Below are 20,288 nucleotides of genomic sequence, written 5' to 3' on the forward strand. Positions count from 1 at the left end.
GCGCCGATGGTAGTGTGGGGTCTCCCCATGCGAGAGTAGGGAACTGCCAGGCATCAAATTACGCGAAAGCCCATCCTCACGGATGGGCTTTTTGCGTTGGGGCGGAAAAAAGCCGGCTGGCGGCTTCGCCTTACCCGGCCTACAACCTCACCGGCCCGGCGATTCCAGCCGACAAAGATCCCCCAATGGGGTAAACTATCCCGGTTTTTGCATCTGGATAGCGTCTATGAATCACTCCCTTAAGCCCTGGAATACCTTCGGTATCGACCGAAATGCCCAACAGATCGTGCGAGCCGACGATGCACAGCAGCTGCTGGCCGCATGGAATCATGCAATGCAACACCACCAACCGGTTCTTATTCTGGGCGAGGGCAGTAACGTTCTCTTTCTGGAAGACTTTTCCGGGACGGTGATTGTGAACCGCATCCGTGGGATCGCGGTTGAGGAGACGCAAGAGTGCTGGCGTCTGCACGTAGGTGCCGGAGAAAACTGGCACGATCTGGTGCAATTTACCCTTGAACACAACATGCCGGGGCTGGAAAACCTTGCCCTGATCCCTGGCTGCGCCGGTTCATCCCCTATTCAGAATATCGGTGCCTATGGCATCGAGCTCAAGAATGTCTGTGAATATGTGGATTGTATCGAGCTGGCGACCGGTGAAGCGCGTCGTTTACAGGCTGATGAATGCCGTTTCGGCTACCGCGACAGCATTTTTAAACATGAATATCAGGACAAATATGTCATCGTCGCGGTCGGTCTACGCCTGACAAAAAACTGGCAGCCGGTCCTTTCCTACGGGGATTTAACCCGTCTGGATCCCGCGACGGTGACTGCGAAAGAGATTTTTGCGGCAGTTTGCCAGATGCGCATGAGCAAATTGCCCGATCCGAAAGTGAACGGTAACGCCGGTAGCTTCTTTAAAAACCCGGTTATCACCGCCGAAAATGCACAAACTCTGCTTGCCGAGTGGCCGAACGCGCCGCACTATCCGCAGGCGGATGGTAGCGTCAAGCTGGCTGCTGGCTGGTTGATCGATCAGTGTCAGCTTAAAGGCACGACCTGCGGTGGCGCGGCGGTACATCGCCAGCAGGCGCTGGTGCTTATCAACGAACACAATGCGACAAGCGATGACGTTGTGCAGCTGGCCCATCAGGTGCGTCAGCGCGTGGGTGAGAAGTTTAATGTCTGGCTGGAGCCGGAAGTGCGCTTTATCGGGCACCACGGCGAAGTGAACGCGGTGGAGACCATTGCATGAAAGACCATACCGTCCCCCTGAAGCTGATCGCCATTCTGGCCGATGGCGATTTTCATTCCGGTGAACAGCTCGGTGAACAGCTGGGAATGAGCCGCGCCGCCATTAACAAACATATTCAGACCCTGCGCGACTGGGGCGTGGATGTCTTTACCGTGCCGGGCAAAGGTTACAGCCTGCCGGAGCCGGTTCAGCTGTTGAACGAAGCCTTTATTCACAGTCAGATCGCCGACAACAGCGTCACCGTTCTGCCGGTGATTGACTCTACCAACCAGTATCTGCTCGACAGGCTCAACGAGCTGAAGTCTGGCGACAGCTGCGTGGCAGAGTACCAGCAGGCCGGTCGCGGTCGCCGGGGACGTAAATGGTTTTCACCTTTTGGCGCCAACCTCTATCTGTCCATGTACTGGCGTCTGGAGCAGGGACCCGCTGCCGCCATTGGTCTGAGCCTGGTGATTGGTATTGTGCTGGCAGAGGTTCTGCAATCCCTTGGGGCTGAGGACGTGCGGGTGAAGTGGCCAAACGATCTCTATCTTAAGGATCGCAAACTGGCCGGTATCCTGGTTGAACTGACGGGTAAAACCGGCGATGCAGCGCAGATCGTGATGGGAGCCGGGATCAACCTGGTGATGCGTAACGTGCAGGCGGATGAGATCAATCAGGGCTGGATCAACCTGCAGGAAGCGGGGATCGCTATCGATCGTAACGTCCTTGCGGTGCAGGTTATCAACGAGCTGCGCCACTCGCTGAGAATTTTCGAACAGGAGGGCTTAGCGCCGTTCCTGCCTCGCTGGGAGAAACTGGATAATTTTGTTCACCGTCCGGTGAAGTTGATTATTGGCGATAAAGAGATCTACGGCACCTCGCGCGGTATCAACGAGCAGGGTGCGCTGCTGCTGGAGCAGGAGGGTGTGATTAAGCCGTGGGTTGGCGGGGAGATTTCCCTGCGCAGCGCCGAATAACAGGCCGGGAGCCGCTGTCTCCTGGTCAGCCATACCGCCGCTTAGCCCCTGTGCGAAGCGGCAACCAGAATAATCCCTAAACGGTTGGTTACACTCTCTTAAACACATCACGATAAGGTATACTCTGAAAGCAGCGGGGTAACAGTTGATTAACCTGCGTTTCGCGTTTCTGGAGATTCATTTTGCGTGTCAGCCGCTCTTTAACTATCAAACAAATGGCGATGGTGACTGCCGTCACCATGGTGTTTGTTTTTGTCTTTTGCGTCATTTTGCTGTTTCATGCCATTCAGCAGAATCGCTACAACACGGCTTCGCAACTCGAAAGTATTGCCCGCTCAATCCGGGAGCCCCTTTCTGCTGCCATTCTGAAGGGTGACATTCCCCAGGCGGAATCCATAATTAAGAGCATCAGGCCGGCTGGCGTCGTCAGCCAGGCGGATGTGGTGTTGCCCAACCAGTTCCAGGCGTTGCGCATGAACTTCATCCCGGAGCGCCCGGTTCCGGTGATGGTTAAGCGCATGTTTGAACTGCCGGTCCAAATCTCCCTGCCAGTCTATTCCCTGCAGCGACCAGCCAACCCGCAGCCGCTGGCCTATCTGGTGCTGCAATCAGACTCCTGGCGGATGTACAAATTCGTCATCAGCTGGGTCTCAACGTTGGTGACCACTTACTTATTGTTGACGCTGATGCTGACCGTGGCGCTGACCTGGTGCATCAACCGGCTGATCGTCCACCCGCTACGCCGGATTGCCCGCGAGCTGGATGCCCTTTCGCCGCAGCAGCAGAGCGGGCATCAGCTCCCTGTGCCGCGTCTGCACCATGACGACGAGATCGGCATGCTGGTTCGCAGCTACAACCTCAACCAGCAGCGCATGATGCGCCAGAATGAAGAGCTCAACCACAACGCCACCCGCTTCGCGGTTTCGGATCTGCCCAATAAGGCGTTTCTGATGGCGATGCTGGAGCAGGCGGTGCAACGCCAGCAGACCACCGCCCTGATGGTCGTGGCCTGTGAAACCTTGCAGGATACCGCCGGGGTGCTGAAGGAGAGCCAGCGGGAAATGGTGCTGCTGACGCTGGTCGAAAAGATTAAATCTGTACTGGCTCCGCGAATGGTGCTGACTCAGGTGAGCGCCTATGACTTTGTAATTATCGCCAACGGCGTTAAAGAGCCATGGCACGCCATTACGCTGGGTCAGCAAGTGCTCACTGTTATAAATGAACGGTTGCCGGTACAGGGGATCCAGCTGCGCCCAAGCGCCAGCATCGGCATCGCCATGTTTAACGGCAACCTGACCGCCGAGCAGCTCTTCCGTCGGGCATTTTCCGCTGCCTTTACTGCCCGGCAGAAAGGAAAGAACCAGATCCAGTTCTTCGATCCCGAGCAGATGGAGAAGGCGCAGCAGCGGCTGTCAGAAGAGAACGATATCCTGACCGCGCTGGACCATAACCACTTCGCCATCTGGCTGCAGCCGCAGGTTAATCTGCATACCGGTAAGGTCAGAAGTGCCGAAGCGCTGCTGCGGATGCGCCAGGCCGATGGCAGCTGGGAGCTCCCGGAAGGGCTGATCGACCGCATTGAGAACTGTGGCCTGATGGTGACCGTAGGCCATTGGGTGCTGGAAGAGTCCTGCCGCTTGCTGTCGGCCTGGCAGTCACGGGGGATGATGATGCCTCTGTCGGTTAACCTGTCGGCATTACAGCTGATGCACCCGAACATGGTTCCGGAGCTGCTGGAGCTGATCGGTCGCTACCGCATCCAGCCTGATACCCTGATTCTGGAAGTGACCGAGAGTCGCCGGATCGACGATCCTAACGAAGCCGTGGCGATACTTCGCCCGCTGCGTAATGCCGGGGTGCGCATTGCGCTGGACGATTTCGGCATGGGGTATGCCGGGCTGCGTCAACTGCAGCATATGAAAACCCTGCCGGTAGATGTGCTGAAAATCGACAAGGCCTTTGTTGAGGGCCTGCCTGACGACAGCAGCATGGTGGAGGCGATTATCCAGATGGCACACAGCCTGCGGCTTGAAATTATCGCCGAGGGTGTCGAAACCGAAGCCCAGCGGAGCTGGCTGGCGGAGGCCGGGGTGGAGTGCGGACAAGGTTTTCTTTTTGCTAAAGCCGTACCGCATGAGATTTTTGAAACTCGTTATCTTCACCAGAATGACAATCACACAGTTGAATGAAATGTTGCTGGCTTGTGCGAGCCAGCTCAAACTTCTTAACATTTCCGTTTCAAATTCAGTCTGATCTTCTATTTGTCCTGATTATTGGGTGCTATTTTAAGGCCGCAGGTGAGCAGTAACCCTACACCATCTGCGGTTTTTCTTCCCAAGGACATCTTATGAAAACCTCTCTCTTCAAAAGTCTTTATTTTCAGGTTTTAACCGCCATCGCTATCGGTATTTTGCTTGGCCATTACTACCCTGAATTAGGCGCCCAAATGAAACCGCTCGGGGATGCCTTCGTTAAGCTGATTAAGATGGTGATCGCTCCGGTTATCTTCTGTACCGTCGTGACCGGCATCGCAGGCATGGAAAGCATGAAAGCCGTGGGCCGCACTGGTGCGGTTGCGCTTCTCTATTTTGAAGTGGTCAGCACCCTTGCGCTGATCATTGGTCTGGTGATTGTGAACGTGGTGCAGCCGGGCGCTGGCATGAACGTTGACCCCTCGACGCTGGATGCGAAAGCGGTGGCGGTCTACGCCGAGCAGGCGAAAGACCAGGGCGTGGTCGCCTTCCTGCTGGACGTCATCCCCGGCAGCGTGATTGGCGCCTTCGCCAGCGGCAACATCCTGCAGGTGCTGCTGTTTGCCGTGATGTTCGGCTTTGCCCTGCATCGTCTTGGCAGCAAAGGCCAGCTGATTTTCAACGTGATTGAAAGCTTCTCGCAGGTGATCTTCGGCATCATCAATATGATTATGCGCCTGGCACCGATCGGGGCCTTCGGGGCGATGGCCTTTACCATTGGTAAATATGGCGTCGGCACCCTGGTACAGCTCGGCCAGCTGATTATCTGCTTCTATATCACCTGTATTCTGTTTGTGGTGGTGGTGCTGGGCAGCATTGCCCGCGCCACGGGCTTCAACATCTTTAAGTTCATCCGCTATATCCGTGAAGAGCTGCTGATTGTGCTGGGGACCTCCTCGTCTGAGTCAGCGCTGCCGCGGATGCTCGACAAGATGGAGAAGCTGGGCTGCCGTAAATCGGTGGTGGGGCTGGTGATACCGACCGGCTACTCCTTTAACCTCGACGGCACGTCGATCTATCTGACAATGGCGGCGGTGTTTATCGCTCAGGCCACCAACAGCCATATGGATATCTTCCATCAGATCACGCTGCTGGTGGTGCTCCTGCTCTCCTCGAAAGGGGCGGCAGGGGTGACGGGCAGCGGCTTTATCGTGCTGGCGGCGACCATCTCTGCGGTAGGGCACCTGCCGGTGGCTGGGCTGGCGTTGATCCTCGGTATTGACCGCTTTATGTCCGAAGCCCGCGCGCTGACCAACCTTGTGGGTAACGGCGTGGCGACCATCGTGGTGGCGAAGTGGGTCAAAGAGCTGGACCACAAAAAACTGGACGATACGCTGAATAATCGTGCGCCAGACGGCAAAACACAGGGTTTGTCCTCTTAAAATCTTCTCTCTGGCCCGCATTCCCTTGTCGGGGTGCGGGCTCCTGCGCATAATGGCCCCTGAAGACTTGTCATAATCGGACAAGATTTATTTCGGGTATATTTCACTTCTTGCCGTGACGTTTCGCTTCACGCGCGGTCTAATCGGAGTGTTTTGAACATCATCTTTAGAGTGCGACAGGGCGTGTGGCACTCTTTGTAACCAGGAATGTTGATCAGGGGTTCACATGCAGGGCACAAAAATTCGACTCTTAACCGGCGGTTTGCTCATGATGGCAGCAGCCAGTTATGTGCAGGCTGACGCGCTCCAGCCTGACCCGGCCTGGCAACAGGGTACGCTGGCGAACGGTTTTCAGTGGCAGGTTTTAGCCACACCGCAACGCCCCAGCGACCGCATTGAGATCCGCCTTTCCGTCAATACCGGTTCCCTGACCGAGAGTACGCAACAGAGCGGCTTCAGCCATTTTCTTCCCCGTCTGGCGCTGACCCAAAGCGGTAGCCTGCAGGCCGTACAGGTGCGTTCACTGTGGCAACAGGGCATCGATCCTAAGCGCCCTCTGCCGCCTGCCGTGGTCTCCTATGACTACACCATGTTTAACCTCAGCCTGCCAAACAACCGTAACGATCTGCTCAAAGAGGCATTGACCTGGCTGTCCGATACCGCCGGTAACGTCTCGATTACGCCTGACACCGTCAACTACGCGCTGAGCAACAGTGATATGGTGGCAACCTGGCCGGCGGATACCAAAGAGGGCTGGTGGCGCTATCGCCTGAAAGGCTCTGCGCTGCTGGGCCACGATCCGGCGGAGCCGCTGAAACAGCCGGTTGATATCGAGCAGGTGAAATCTTTCTACCAGACCTGGTACACCCCGGACGCCATGACCCTGATTGTGGTCGGCAACATTGATAGCCGCGCGGTGATCGAGCAGATAAGCAAGACCTTTGGCGAGCTGAAGGGCAAACGCAGCACCCCTGCGCCGGTGCCAACCCTGTCGCCGCTGCGTGCCGAGCCGGTCAGCATCATGACCGATGCCGTGCGTCAGGACCGACTCTCTATTATGTGGGACAGCCCGTGGCAGCCGATTCGTGAATCCGCCGCGCTGCTGCGTTACTGGCGTGCCGATTTAGCCCGTGAGGCGCTGTTCTGGCATGTTCAGCAAACCCTGAGCAAGAATAACGCCAAAGACATTGGTCTGGGCTTTGATTGCCGGGTGCTGTTCCAGCGCGCCCAGTGCGCCATTAACGTGGAGTCACCGGGGGATAAGCTGAACGCCAATATGGCGGTGGTCGCTAAAGAGCTGGCGAAGGTGCGTGAGAACGGTCTGAGCGAAGAGGAGTTCAACGCGCTGCTGGCGCAGAAAAACCTCGAGCTGCAAAAACTGTTCGCCACCTATGCCCGTACCGATACCGATATTCTGATCAGCCAGCGTATTCGCTCGCTGCAAAACCAGGTGGTGGATATCGCGCCGGAACAGTATCAGAAGCTGCGTCAGGATTTCCTTAACAGCCTGACCGCGGAGATGCTAAGCCAGGATCTGCGCCAGCAGCTTTCTCAGGATATGTCGCTGATTCTGATGCAGCCGAAAGGCGAGCCGGAATACAACATGAAGGATCTACAGGCGACGTGGGATGGGATTATGGCGCCCGCGAAATAAAAGCAAAAAGGCAACGTAAGTTGCCTTTTTTAATGTTTGCTCCCTCTCCCGGTGGGAGAGGGCACCAGACCGCACTTAGGCAGGCATCGCCTCGCGCGGGATGATTGCGCCACGATACTGAATCACCGTGCTGGCGGTCAGGTGGCCGCGCTGCGCTGCTGCTTCCGGCGTACCGCCAGTCAGACGCACCGCCAGATACCCGGCGCTGAAGGAGTCGCCCGCCGCGGTGGTATCAATCACTTTCTCTTTTGCCAGCTTCACCGCAGGCACTTCAACAAGGGCTTCCCCGGCAACTGCCACCAGGCAGGAGTCTGCGCCGCGCTTAATCACCACTTCGCTGACGCCAGCGGCCTGAGTACGGGCAATCACCTCTTCAACCGGCTTTTCGCCCCACAGGGCATCTTCGTCATCGAGGGTTAAGAAAGCGATATCGGTGCACTCCAGCATGCGGGTGTAGACCTGCTGCGTCTCTTCGCGGCTGGCCCACAGGCGTGGACGATAGTTGTTGTCGAAAATCACTTTCCCGCCGTTGGCGCGACATTCGCGCAGCAGGGAGAAGAGTTTTTCACGGCTGTCCGGGCTGAGGATCGCCAGGCTAATGCCGCTCAGATAGAGATAGTCAAAGTGGGCCAGTGTTTCGCAGATGTGTGCCGCGCTGTCGCTCTCCAGCCAGAATTTGGCGGCCGCTTCGTTACGCCAGTAGTAGAAGGTGCGCTCGCCGGTGCTGTCGGTCTCGATGTAATAGAGGCCCGGCAGGCGGTTTTCCATGCGCTGGGTCAGGGAGATGTCGACGTTTTCACTCTGCCAGGCATCCAGCATCTGCTGGCTGAAATTGTCCGTGCCCAGCGCCGTCACGTAGTTCACCGCCAGCGCATCAGCATCAACCTGACGGGCAATATACACCGAGGTGTTTAAGGTATCGCCACCAAAGCCACGGTTCACTTCCGCGCCTTTCTGGGACAGTTCGATCATACATTCGCCGATCACGGCAATTTTCTTGGACATAGTCGTGAACCTGAACAGTTAAATTAGCGCTAGTTTGCGCTGCGACCCGGAAGCGGTCAACTGTATTAAAACGACGTTCCATTATTTTTTTGAACCCGGACAAGTTTCGGGCGGGTTTCAGATCTCAGATTTTCATTTTCGTCCGCAACCGAACATAAAGTTCTCTTGCCCGGGGCCGATAATCCTTTGACCAGTCCCCACAGGTTCTTCCCCATTCAACAGGATATCTGAAATGAAGTTAAGGCAGGACATCCAGCTGCTGAGCATCCCTGAGGCAAGTATTGAGAACTTGCAGGAACATCGCTACTGGCTGCAATGTGAGCGTGCTTATACTTATCAGCCCATTTACCGCACCGACGGTAAACTGATGGCGATCGAGATCCTGACCGTCGTAACCCATCCGTCAAACCCGGCTCAGCGCATCGCTCCGGATCGCTATTTTGCGGAACTGCCCGTGCGCCACCGTCTGGATATTCTCGAAGAGCAGCTCAGCATGCTGACGGCAAAGCAGGACTTCTTCGCCGACAACAGCATTCTGGCCTCGGTCAATGTCGATGGCCCGACCTTGCTGGCGGTGCGCCAGGATGAGAGCCTGCAGAAGCTGATCCAGTACTTGCCGTGGCTGCGCTTTGAGCTGGTGGAGCACGTTCGTCTGCCGCAGGACTCCTCGTTTGCTACCATGTGCGAATTTGGCCCCCTGTGGCTGGACGACTTTGGCACCGGCATGGCGAACTTCTCCGCCCTGAGCGAAGTACGCTACGACTACATCAAAGTGGCGCGGGATCTGTTCATCATGCTGCGTCAGACCCCCGAAGGCCGCAACCTGTTCACCCTGTTGCTGCAACTGATGAACCGCTACTGTCAGGGGGTGATCGTCGAAGGCGTTGAGACGCTGGAAGAGTGGCGCGATGTGCAAAACTCGCCTGCCGCCGCCGCACAGGGCTATTTCCTCTCCCGTCCGGTGCCGATGGAGACGCTCGACAACGTTATCGTCACCCTGTAATCCCGGCTGCTTCCCATAATAGCGCGTGGTTAACGCGTTATTACCGGACGCTGCCGCTCCTTTTTTCCTTGTCTGAACTATATTCATGACTGGCAAGGTAAAAAAGGAATTATGGGATGACAAAAACAGCGAAGATTATCACCTGGTCCGGGGGGGTCTTCTTGTTGCTGATTGTGGTGCTCATTGTCGTGATCGCGACATTTGACTGGAACCGCCTCAAACCGACCATCAACCAGAAAGTCTCAACTGAACTCAACCGTCCTTTCGCCATTCGCGGCGATCTGGGCGTCGTGTGGGAGCGCCAGAAAGGCGAAACGGGCTGGCGCAGCTGGATCCCGTGGCCACACGTGCATGCCGATGACGTTATGCTCGGCAATCCGCCCGATATTCCTGAAATTACGATGGTGCATCTGCCGCGCGTCGAAGCGACGCTGGCTCCGCTGGCGCTGCTGACCAAAACGGTCTATCTGCCGTGGATCAAACTCCAGAAACCCGATGCCCGGCTGATCCGCCTGTCGGAGAAGACCAACAACTGGACCTTTGATTTCGCGGAGAGCAAAGACAAAGAGGCTGCCGCCAAACCTTCGTCCTGGTCATTCCGGCTCGACAACATTCTTTTCGATCGCGGGCGCGTCGCCATTGACGATGCGGTGAGCAAAGCCAACCTCGAGATCTTCGTCGATCCGCTGGGTAAAGCGCTGCCTTTCAGCGAAGTCACCGGCACGAAGGGCAAAGAGGAGAAGAGCAAGGTGGGCGATTACGTCTTTGGCCTGAAAGCCGAAGGGCGTTACAACAACCAGCCGCTGAAGGGCAGCGGAAAAATTGGCGGCATGCTGGCGCTGCGCGGGGAAGGCACGCCGTTCCCGGTGCAGGCCGATTTCCGCTCCGGTAATACCCGGGTGGCCTTTGTCGGCACGGTGAGCGATCCCATGAAGATGGGCGGGGTCGATCTGCGCCTCAAATTCTCCGGCGATTCGCTGGGCGAGCTGTACGAGCTGACCGGCGTCCTGCTCCCGGATACCCCGCCGTTTGAAACCGACGGGCATCTGGTGGCAAAAATCGACCCTGAAAAATCCTCCGTCTATGATTACCGCGACTTTAACGGTCGGATCGGTGACAGCGATATTCATGGCTCGCTGACCTACAGCACCGGTAAACCGCGGCCGAAGCTGGAAGGCGACATGGAGTCACGGCAGCTGCGCCTCGCCGATCTGGGGCCGCTAATTGGCGTTGATTCCGGTAAAGGCACCAAAGCGCAGAAGGTGAGAAAGCAGGCTCCGCCGTCGGGCAAAGTGCTGCCTAACGACCGCTTCGAAACCGATAAATGGGATGTGATGGATGCCGATGTGCGCTTCAAGGGGCGTCGCATCGAGCATGGCAGCAGCCTGCCGCTGAGCGATCTCTCGACCCACATCATTCTTAAAAATGCTGACCTGCAGCTGAAGCCGCTGAAATTTGGCATGGCGGGCGGGACGATCTCGGCCAACATCAAGCTGGAAGGGGACAAGAAACCGATGCACGGCCAGGCGGAGATCCAGGCCCGTCGGTTGAAGCTCAAACAGCTGATGCCCGACGTGGAGCTGATGCAGAAAACCCTCGGCGAGATGAACGGCGATGCGACCATCCGCGGCGTGGGTAACTCCGTGGCCGCCCTGCTGGGCAACGGCAACGGCAACCTGAAGTTGCTGATGAACGATGGGCTGGTCAGCCGCAACCTGATGGAGATCCTCGGCCTTAACGTCGGTAACTTCCTGGTCGGGCAGATTTTTGGTGACGATGAGGTGAGGGTCAACTGTGCGGCGGCCAATATCGACCTGGTCAACGGCGTTGCCCGTCCGCAGATCTTTGCCTTTGATACTGAAAATGCGGTTATCAACATTACCGGCACGGCCAGTATGGCTTCGGAGCAACTGGATCTGACGATTAACCCTGAAAGCAAAGGCATTCGCATCGTCACCCTGCGCTCACCGCTGTACGTACGCGGTAGCTTTAAAGATCCGGATGCGGGAGTGAAGGCGGGGCCGTTAATTGCACGCGGTGCGGTGGCGGCGGCGCTGGCTACGCTGGTAACGCCAGCGGCGGCGCTGTTAGCACTGATCTCCCCGTCCGAGGGGCAGGCCAATCAGTGTCAGGTGATCCTGTCGCAGATGAAGAAATAACGCGGGGGATGTGCCCGGCGGCGCAATGCTTGCCGGGCCTACCAGAGAATGGAGGCCGGGTAAGCGCAGCGCCACCCGGCATTAAGCATTACAAAGACTGATGGCGGGTCTCGTGGGTCAACAGCAGGGCAATCAGCGTCAGCGCCGCCATGGTCGCCAGGTAGTAACCGACATACGCCAGACCGTAATTTGCCTGCAGCCAGGTCGCGATATACGGCGCGACAGAGGCACCCAGAATCGAGGAGACGTTATAGGAGAATGACGCCCCGGTATAACGCACTTCGGTCGGGAACAGCTCTGGCAGCAGCGCGCCCATCGGACCAAACGTCAGCCCCATCAGGCTCAGACCAATCAGCAGATAAGCCATCACCAGCGCCGGGTTACCGGAACCGAGCAGCGGCGGGAAGACGAACAGCGCAAACAGAATGATCAGCGAAGTAATGACGATCATGCTCGGGCGACGACCAAAGCGGTCAGCCAGCAGCCCGGCAATCGGCACCATCACGCCAAAGCCAATCACCGCCATCATCAGCATCCACAGCACTTCGTTACGCGGCAGACCCAGACCCACGGGTGCCGCGGTGGTGCTGAAGGTCATGGAGTAGACGGTCATGATATAGAACAGCGTATAGGTCGCCAGCATGATAAAGGTGCCGAGCACCGTCACGCGAACGTGTTTGGTCAGCAGGGTGCCGAGCGGGATTTTTACCTGTTTCTTCGCGGCGGCCACTTTAGCGAACACCGGGGTCTCATGCAGGGAGACGCGCACATACAAGCCGATCAGCACCAGCACCGCCGAGAAGATAAACGGAATACGCCAGCCCCAGGTCATGAACTGCTCGTCGGTCAGCAGCCAGGAGAGCAGCAGGAAGGTACCGTTGGCAAAGAAGAAGCCAATCGGCGCGCCCAGCTGCGGGAAGGAGCCATACAGCGCGCGCTTGCGCGGTGGGGCATTCTCGGTCGCCAGCAGCGCCGCGCCGCCCCATTCACCGCCCAGACCCAGACCCTGACCAAAACGGGCCAGCGCCAGCAGCAGCGGAGCCAGAATACCGATGGTCTCGTAGGTCGGCAGCAGGCCGATAGCAACGGTGGAGATCCCCATGGTCAGCAGCGAGGCGACCAGCGTCACCTTACGCCCGACGCGGTCGCCAAAGTGGCCGAACAGCGCGGAACCAATAGGACGTGCGATAAAGGCGATAGCGAAGGTCGCCAGCGACTGCAGCGTGGCCGCCGTCGGGTCGCCCTGCGGAAAGAAGATATGCGGGAAAACGATGACCGCAGCGGTGGCGTAAATGTAGAAGTCGAAGAATTCGATGGCGGTGCCAATCAGCGATGCGACGACGACTTTGTTACGCGAGTTAACCGGAACGTTTTCCTGCTCTGAATTGAGTGTTGTGGCTGTGGCTTGCATAAACTTTTCTTATTTTTGGCGAACGAAAGGCCATATTACGCACAGCAAAAGCGACATTTCAATCTGTAACAAACGCAGCGAATGGCGAAAAATACAGCAAAAAGTGAATAATTTTCAGGCCAGGAAATTCACATCTATGAAATGCTTCACAGAAATTAATACTTAGAGGATAAAACTGGTTTTTGGTTAAATAAAAGTTACAGGCTGGATTTATATGCTGAAATGATGAATCGGGCTGAAATATTGCATTCTTATCCAGCCCGATGGGGTGTTTAACGGTGCGTTTTGCCAGGCATTCGGCGGTCATCCGGGTACTGGGCGGTGGCGATCCACGCCGCGCAGAACAGCGTCAGTCTGGCGAAGAAGTAGAAGAAGGCCAGCAGCCCCAGCACGGAGCCGAATGCTGCCCCGGACGGGGACGACACCAGTGACGGCAGGGTATAGGTCATCACGATTTTGATGACCTCAAAGCCAACCGCGGCAATAAAGGTGCCGCGGATCAGCGCCCTGCGCCGTGGCCGGTGGCGCGGTAGACGCCAGAAGATCCAGAAGAACAGCAGATAGTTCGCCAGCATGGAGATAGCCAGCCCCACCAGATGCCAGACGGGTTTCAGCCACTCGATGGTATCCAGATAGAGCGCGGAGATAATCATCTGCTGTGCTGCCCCTGCCGCAGAGGTGATGGAGAGGGTGATAATCAGCGCCACCAGCAGGCCAATCAGCGAGACGAAGTCGCGGAAATACTTGATCCAGATTTTCTCCTCATCCTGCGGCTTACGCTCCCAGACGTCCCGCGACTGGGCGCGGATTGCCTCGCGCAGGTTGCCCATCCAGTTAATGCCGGAGTAAAGCGCCACTAACAGCCCGACAATGCCCACGGTGGTGCGCTGCTGTACGGCGGTGCTGATGGTGCTTTTCAGGGTGGCAGCCAGCGTCGGATCGCTGACGCTTAGCAGAATTTTACCGAAGATGTCCTGTAGCAGGGTCGGGTGCGACACCAGAATGAAACCTGCCGCGGCAAAAGAGAGCATCAGGATCGGGATCATCGATAAAAATGAGAAGTAGGTGATCGCCGCCCCGAACTGATTGCCCAGCCGATCGTTAAAGCGTTCGGTGGCACGCAGCAGGTGAGCAATCGTCGGATGCTGCTGAAGCAACTGATAGAGATCCTTTGCCTTATCCAGCAGGCTACCCGTTTTGCGCACGGCGGTGATTTTGGGCTCCGGCGACGCCTCGGGCGGACGGGTTTCCAGTTTTTTAATCGGATCGAAGTCCAGATCCTGAGTAGGACGTTGCGGGTTGCTATCCGGCATCAGTCACGTTTTCCTTATTGTTTAGCGGGAGGTCTCTGGAATTATAGTCTGCCCTCAGTCAACGTACGCTTTCATGATGTCCGTGAGCCAGGCCATAAACAGATGTACCCGGCGAGAGAGGTTGCGGCGGTGGGGATAAATAAGCGAGACCGGCATCGGTCTGGCGCGGTACTGGGGCAGGATTTCCAGCAGCTTTTTGGCGCGCAGCGCGTCACGCACGCCCACTCGCGGCGCCTGGATAATCCCCAGCCCGGCAAGTGCTGAGGCGTTGTACGTCTCGGTGCTGTTGACCGTCAGCACGCCGCCGGTCTTCACCCAGTGGCTCGACTCGCCGTCGAAGTATTCGAACCCCTGTGGCCGGGTGCCGAGATGCGTCGCGTAGTGCACCACGGCATGGGAGGCTAAATCCTCCAGCCCGTCGGGATAACCAAAACGCGACAGATAATCCGGGCTGGCGCAGTTGATCACCGACAGTTTGCCGAGCGGCCGGGCGATCAAGCCGGAATCCTTCAGCGTGCCGACGCGCACCACGCAGTCAAACCCTTCCCGAATCACATCCACCAGCCGGTCGCTGCTGCTCAACTCCAGCTCGATGCCGGGATACTGTTGTAAAAAAAGCGGCAGTCGGGGGATGACTAAATTTCGCGCAACGCTGGCGGGCATATCCACCCGCAATCTTCCGCTGACGCTGGCAGGGTCGTGCAAAAAAAGACCATCCAGTTCATCCATGTTGGCCAGCAGATCTTTGGCCCGCTCGTAATAGACCATCCCATCCTGAGTCAGGCTGACGCGCCGCGTGGTGCGGTGCAGTAGCTGGGTGCCAAGCCCGTTCTCCAGGGCCTGGATCAGTCGGGATACGCTACCTTTAGGAAGGCCCATAGAGTCCGCTGCGCGGGAAAAACTCTCCAGTTCAGCGACGCGAATGAACAACTGCATTGCCTGAATTTTATCCATAGGGAGCACTCATTGTTGTTGGATATGAAACAGTGAAGCGTTGTTAGCCATATTTATTGATTTTCTAACACCTAATAAGCTCTTTCTCAATCACCACCACAGCCGAAACGAGGTTTCTTATGACTGAACGTATTGCATTAGTGACTGGCGGCAGCCGCGGGCTCGGTAAAAACGCGGCGCTAAAGCTGGCAGAGAAAGGTGTCGGGATCCTTCTGACCTGGAACCGCAGCCAGCAGGAAGCGCTTGATGTCGTGCGCGAAATTGAGCAAAAAGGGGTAAAAGCGGCGGCATTGCAGCTGAACGTCGGCGATATCACCAACTTTGAATATTTTGCCGGACAGGTTGAAGAAACCCTGCACAGAGTCTGGCAGCGCAACAGCTTCGATTATTTGTTGAACAACGCGGGCGTGGGTTTATACGCCCCTTATGTGGAGACCACCGAAGCGCAATTTGATGAGGCGATGAACATCCATTTCAAAGGCCCCTTCTTCCTGACCCAGCGCCTGTTACCCCTGATGAAAAACGGCGGGCGGATCCTGAATGTCTCTTCTGGCCTGGCGCGTTTTGCCCTGCCGGGCTCCAGCACCTATGCGGCAATGAAAGGGGCGATGGAGGTACTTACCCGCTACCAGGCGAAGGAGCTGGGCGCGCGTGGCATCACCGCCAATATTATTGCCCCGGGCGCGATTGAAACTGACTTCGGCGGCGGGCGCGTGCGCGATAATAAGGAACTTAACCAGCATATTGCCTCGCAGACGGCACTAGGGCGCGTCGGATTGCCTGACGACATTGGCGATGCGATTGCGGCCCTGCTTAGCGACGAGCTTGGCTGGATGAACGCGCAGCGGATTGAAGTTTCCGGGGGAATGTTCCTGTAACCCGGTGCCGGGGAGGGAGCCCCGCGGCACGCTTAGCGGTACTCTCTCTTCAACAGCCCAAACAGCCAGTCGTTATGCCACTCGCCTGCCAGCCAGTAGCTTTCGCGCAGCTCCCCTTCCAGCACAAATCCCGCTTTCTCCAGCAGGCGTTTCGAGGCCACGTTGCCCGCCGTTACTGTGGCGGTTAAGCGACGAATGCCGCCCTGGCCGAAGGCGTAATCGCACACCGCCTGTAAGGACTCAAAGCCGTAGCCTTTTCCTTGCGCCTCGGAAGCAAACAAGAATCCCACTTCAGCGCAGTCATCATCGTGATGAATATACCCGGTCACCCCGAGTGGCAGCTGGCTGGCGTTATCCCGCACCACCAGACACAGCCAGTGGTCGCTGCCCGGCGTCCATGCCGGCAGACGCGCGGTAAAGGCCTCGCGGATGGCCGCCTCCGGACGGGCTTCGGCCACGTAGCGCATCACGTCGGGATGCTGCTGTAGCGAGAGGAAAAAGGGCCAGTCTGCTTCCTGTAGCGGGGAGCAGGTTAAACGCGGGGTAAGCAATACGGGCATGCCAGGTCTCCGGGAACTTTTGTAAATGATTTTAACATTATCACTGAAATAGTACCCATTATCGGGTATGTTTAATCTGGTATAACCACTTATAAAAAAGACCGCTCTCCGACAGCTGCCTCTGCATAAGTACGCAGCATTTAAAGGAAAATGATGACCCTCAGTAAATCGCACGTGAACCGCGAGCAGTTTGAACGCTGTCTGGGAATTATTCGTCAGGCCTCCGTAGAGATCCTGCTTCTGTTAAAGGTGCACGTTGCCGAAGGCAAAGATCCCCGTTGGTTCCTTGAGCAGCTCGATTCCGCCAGGCTGGCGCTGGGGGGCTGGGCGAGAGTGGCCAAGCAGCTCAACCTCAATGACGCGGAGCTGTCGCAGTTCACGCTGCAACTGCGGCTGTTACAGCAGCGGGTGCCGCAATATGAGAGCGGGCAGGAGGTGAGCGACAACCAGCTGATCGCCGCGACGCGCTTTGTGACGGCACTTGAACATCTGCGTCTGCAGCAGCCGTTGCTAACCTACAGCACGGAGATGGGCCCCAGCGATGACCTGCGCCAGCAGCACGCGCAAAAGCAGGTGCGGACCCTGGAGCTGATGATAAAAGGGCTGATTATGCAGGCGTGGCCGGATCCTACGCGGCTGAACAATCACCTGAAAACACTCTTCAGCGCCGATCGGGTGCGTGGCTGGCTGCAGCAGGGTGAACGTAACGACGCGCTGGGCGGCATGATGTTCAGCGAGCTGGCTCTGATGCTGGTGGATAAAAAAGAGTACTCCCGCTCCTATTCGGCGCTGTTCAGCGATCCGTCCCTGCTGACGCTGATGGTAGAGCCGCGTAAAACGCTACAGACCTTCCTCGATGATATCCGGCTGATCCGCAATAAAATTATTGCTCAGCAGCCGCTGACCTCCACGCAAATGCTGTTGCTGGATAACTATTACGCCCAGATCGCCAGCCCCGTGCAGCGGGCGTTTGATGAAGGCCGCACCGCCGTGAATCCGGCGGGACTGATGGCAGAGGACACTCACACGCTGAATCTCTTCTGGGAGAACGCGCGGATAAAAAATACCGCCACGGGAGACGATATTTTTGAGGTGCGTGACACCATCGATAAACCGAACCGTCGGCCCGCACGCACCCCGGAGCAGCGCGATTACCTGATCTCGGTTGTGCTGTGGGGCGCGGTAGGGGTAATGGTGATGGGGATGCTCATGATGGGCACCTGGCTGTTAATTGAAAGCAGCACCCCGACTCAGGCAGCCAGCACCGTCGCGCCCGAGAAGGCGGTGGTAGTGGAAGAGATGCGCGAGAGCCCTTCCTCTCGTGAAACGCTGACCCGGATGGGCGTTACCTGGGATGAGAATAACTTCCGCTCGGCGATAGACCGCAACGACACCCGGGTGGCGGTGCTGTTCCTGAAAGCGGGGATGGACTGGAAGCTTTCCTGGACCGAGCACGCGCTCTCCGCGGGTCATCGCGAGGTGCTGGATTTACTGATGCGCTATCGTCTGCAGATGACCCAGGAGAAGCCCTGTCGGCAGTTTATTACCAATCTGGGCCATGCGATGGCCGCAGGTGAACCGCTGACGGGCCTGCGTAAGGAGTATCTCCAGGCCTTCTGCACCGTTCCGGCGGTGGTCGAGCGGCAGCGACGCGAGATGGATCAGGCGAAGCGGCGGGCACAGGCGCAGCCGGACGCCAGCACCAAAAAATGGCAATCGATCCAGACGGCGATTTACGAGGTGATTCGCTGATGTAGCGGGGAGCTACGGCTCCCCGTAGAGACCAATCAGGCGGCGTACCACGCCGTTGGTCCAGCCAAACCCGTCCTGCAGAGGGTACTCGCCCCCGCCACCTTCGCGGGGCTGGCTGCTGGCGATGTGGTACTTCTCAATCAGCTTGTAGTGCGTCTTGTAGACCTGGTTAACCGTCTGCAGCCAGCTCCAGGCGATTTCATCCCCCAGCGAGTCGTTGCCGTACTGCTTGAATCCCTGGATCGCCATCCACTGCAAGGGTGCCCAGCCGTTGGGCTTATCCCACTGCTCGCCGGTTTCGTACTCGGTAGCGAGAATACCGCCCGGTGTCAGCAGACGGGCTTTCACTGCATCCGACAGGCGTTCTGCCTGCTCGTGGGTCGCCATACCGACATACAGCGGAACGATACTGGCGGCTGAGAACAGCGCCAGCTCCTCACGACGCCAGTCGTAATCGCGATAGCAGCCGTTTTCCTCATCCCACAGATAGCGGTTGACCGCCGCGCGGCGATCGCTCGCCTTCTGACGGAATATTTCCGCGGTCTCTTTGTCCCCTTTCGAAGCCGAAATATTGGCAATGGCGCTCTCCAGCTTGAACAGGAAGGCGTTGAGATCGATCGGGATAAACTGGGTGGTGCGAATACTCGCCAGCCGGCTCGGATCCCGCAGCCAGCGCGAGGAGTAGTCCCAGCCGGACGCGGCCCCGGCGCGCAGATCGCGATAGACCTCGTTGGGCGGACGACCCGAGTGGCGTGCAGTTTCGACGTCCTCTATCCAGGATTCGTCCCGCGGCGTGTCGCGGTCATCCCAGTAGCGGTTGAGCAGGGAGCCGTCCGGCATACGTACCGCGCTGCGGTAGGCCTGGTTGAGCAGCAGCGACTCTGCGCCGTCCATCCAGAAGGCGTACTCCATTTTCAGGTGATCCAGATAGCGCTTGGCCCCGCGCACGCCGTCCTCTTCAAACAGCTCAACCATCAGGGCAAACACCGGCGGCTGGGAGCGGCTCAGGTAGTAGGTGCGGTTGCCGTTGGGAATATGGCCATATTTTTCGATCATCCACGCAAAGTTATCCGCCATGCACTTAAGCATGTCGTGACGGCCGCTTTCGGCCAGCCCTAGCATGGTGAAATAGGAGTCCCAGTAGTAGGTTTCGCTGAATCGCCCGCCGGGCACAATATAGGCCTGGGGCAGCGCCAGCAGCGACGACCAGGGGATGTGATCCTGCGGCTCGCGGGTCAGCACCGGCCACAGGTTGTCGATATGTTCCTTGAGCGAGAGCGAGGGATCGGAAACATACTCGCTCGACAGGACTTCCGGCAGCCAGAAGTGGTTTTCCACGAACTGGCGCAGGTCAAAGTCCCGGTGACGTTTCACCTTACGGTAGCGGATGAGAATATCCAGCGGATCCATCTTTGGTGCGCAGTCAGGGAAGGTTTTGCTGTCGGCAAACAGTCGCGACGACTGCACGTGCTCAAAGAGCTCAAGGTAGCGATCGGCAGGCGTGAGCGCATCGGATGCGGGCAGCCCTTCAATCATTTCAGGTTCCGGCTCCGCCTCGAGCATTTCATCCAGTTTTAACTCGCAGGGATCGATTTCGTAGAGAAGTTCTTGTTCTATATCGAACTCTACGGTCTCTACAGTGCGTATATTCTGGTTGAACATGGTGGTCAGGACCTCCGGTTAGCGTTGTCTCGGGTCTGGTTTTATCCGGTTGCCTACTAAGCTTAGACATTCGCTTCGGTCTGTGAAGA

Annotated in this window: 14 protein-coding genes and 1 pseudogene; 9 read left to right on the forward strand and 6 right to left on the reverse strand. The window is 57.4% G+C overall.

Annotated elements, in window-relative coordinates:
- Window positions 1–226 precede the first annotated feature (226 nt).
- The 5 genes and pseudogenes from murB to WFO70_RS19785 form a co-directional block, all read left to right on the forward strand.
- Complete coding sequence (murB, locus tag WFO70_RS19765; RefSeq protein ID WP_337018635.1) at window positions 227–1,255, forward strand: UDP-N-acetylmuramate dehydrogenase; 1,029 nt, start codon at window positions 227–229, stop codon at window positions 1,253–1,255.
- Window positions 1,252–2,214, forward strand: a complete 963-nt coding sequence (gene birA, locus WFO70_RS19770; protein ID WP_337018636.1) for a bifunctional biotin--[acetyl-CoA-carboxylase] ligase/biotin operon repressor BirA — start codon at window positions 1,252–1,254, stop codon at window positions 2,212–2,214. The genes murB and birA overlap by 4 nt, the downstream gene beginning before the upstream one ends.
- Before the next feature lie 182 nt (window positions 2,215–2,396).
- The gene (gene hmsP, locus WFO70_RS19775; protein ID WP_337018637.1) at window positions 2,397–4,403 is read left to right on the forward strand and encodes a biofilm formation regulator HmsP; all 2,007 of its coding nucleotides are present in this window, start codon (window positions 2,397–2,399) and stop codon (window positions 4,401–4,403) included.
- Window positions 4,404–4,561: 158 nt separating this feature from the next.
- Window positions 4,562–5,848, forward strand: coding sequence for a C4-dicarboxylate transporter DctC (dctA, locus tag WFO70_RS19780; protein WP_337018638.1), 1,287 nt, complete (start codon window positions 4,562–4,564; stop codon window positions 5,846–5,848).
- Between the two features lie 226 nt (window positions 5,849–6,074).
- A pseudogene (locus WFO70_RS19785) lies at window positions 6,075–7,493 on the forward strand (M16 family metallopeptidase); the annotation flags it as partial.
- An 84-nt stretch (window positions 7,494–7,577) separates the two neighbouring features.
- Here the strand turns inward: WFO70_RS19785 and WFO70_RS19790 are convergent.
- Complete coding sequence (locus WFO70_RS19790; RefSeq protein ID WP_337018639.1) at window positions 7,578–8,507, reverse strand: sugar kinase; 930 nt, start codon at window positions 8,505–8,507, stop codon at window positions 7,578–7,580.
- Window positions 8,508–8,739: 232 nt separating this feature from the next.
- Between WFO70_RS19790 and pdeH the strand changes: the two genes are divergently transcribed.
- Both pdeH and WFO70_RS19800 read left to right on the forward strand, forming a co-directional pair.
- Window positions 8,740–9,510 (forward strand): cyclic-guanylate-specific phosphodiesterase, encoded by a 771-nt coding sequence (gene pdeH, locus WFO70_RS19795; protein ID WP_337018640.1) that lies wholly within the window; start codon window positions 8,740–8,742, stop codon window positions 9,508–9,510.
- Between the two features lie 116 nt (window positions 9,511–9,626).
- Window positions 9,627–11,669, forward strand: a complete 2,043-nt coding sequence (locus WFO70_RS19800; RefSeq protein WP_337018642.1) for an AsmA family protein — start codon at window positions 9,627–9,629, stop codon at window positions 11,667–11,669.
- A gap of 88 nt (window positions 11,670–11,757) precedes the next feature.
- Here the strand turns inward: WFO70_RS19800 and WFO70_RS19805 are convergent, their stop codons facing one another.
- The 3 genes from WFO70_RS19805 to WFO70_RS19815 all read right to left on the reverse strand — a co-directional run bounded on the left by WFO70_RS19805 (window position 11,758) and on the right by WFO70_RS19815 (window position 15,347).
- Window positions 11,758–13,080 (reverse strand): MFS transporter, encoded by a 1,323-nt coding sequence (locus WFO70_RS19805; RefSeq protein WP_337018643.1) that lies wholly within the window; start codon window positions 13,078–13,080, stop codon window positions 11,758–11,760.
- Between the two features lie 272 nt (window positions 13,081–13,352).
- Window positions 13,353–14,396, reverse strand: a complete 1,044-nt coding sequence (gene yhjD / locus WFO70_RS19810; RefSeq protein ID WP_337018944.1) for an inner membrane protein YhjD — start codon at window positions 14,394–14,396, stop codon at window positions 13,353–13,355.
- Window positions 14,397–14,447: 51 nt separating this feature from the next.
- Window positions 14,448–15,347 carry a LysR family transcriptional regulator gene (locus WFO70_RS19815; RefSeq protein ID WP_337018644.1) on the reverse strand — a complete coding sequence of 300 codons (900 nt, stop codon included), beginning with the start codon at window positions 15,345–15,347 and terminating at the stop codon, window positions 14,448–14,450.
- A 119-nt stretch (window positions 15,348–15,466) separates the two neighbouring features.
- On the opposite strand from WFO70_RS19815, the gene WFO70_RS19820 reads away from it, so the two are divergent.
- On the forward strand, window positions 15,467–16,225 hold the full coding sequence (locus tag WFO70_RS19820; RefSeq protein WP_337018646.1) for an SDR family NAD(P)-dependent oxidoreductase: 759 nt from the start codon (window positions 15,467–15,469) through the stop codon (window positions 16,223–16,225).
- A gap of 32 nt (window positions 16,226–16,257) precedes the next feature.
- Here the strand turns inward: WFO70_RS19820 and WFO70_RS19825 are convergent, their stop codons facing one another.
- Entirely contained in the window at window positions 16,258–16,785 is a 528-nt protein-coding gene (locus WFO70_RS19825; protein WP_337018648.1) for a GNAT family N-acetyltransferase, read from the reverse strand.
- Between the two features lie 153 nt (window positions 16,786–16,938).
- On the opposite strand from WFO70_RS19825, the gene WFO70_RS19830 reads away from it, so the two are divergent.
- Window positions 16,939–18,537 carry an STY4199 family HEPN domain-containing protein gene (locus WFO70_RS19830; RefSeq protein WP_337018650.1) on the forward strand — a complete coding sequence of 533 codons (1,599 nt, stop codon included), beginning with the start codon at window positions 16,939–16,941 and terminating at the stop codon, window positions 18,535–18,537.
- 12 nt (window positions 18,538–18,549) lie between these two features.
- Here the strand turns inward: WFO70_RS19830 and WFO70_RS19835 are convergent, their stop codons facing one another.
- Entirely contained in the window at window positions 18,550–20,199 is a 1,650-nt protein-coding gene (locus WFO70_RS19835) for an alpha,alpha-trehalase (RefSeq protein ID WP_337018652.1), read from the reverse strand.
- Window positions 20,200–20,288: the final 89 nt, after the last annotated feature.

This window comes from Leclercia sp. AS011 (genome assembly GCF_037152535.1).
GTDB lineage: Bacteria > Pseudomonadota > Gammaproteobacteria > Enterobacterales > Enterobacteriaceae > Enterobacter.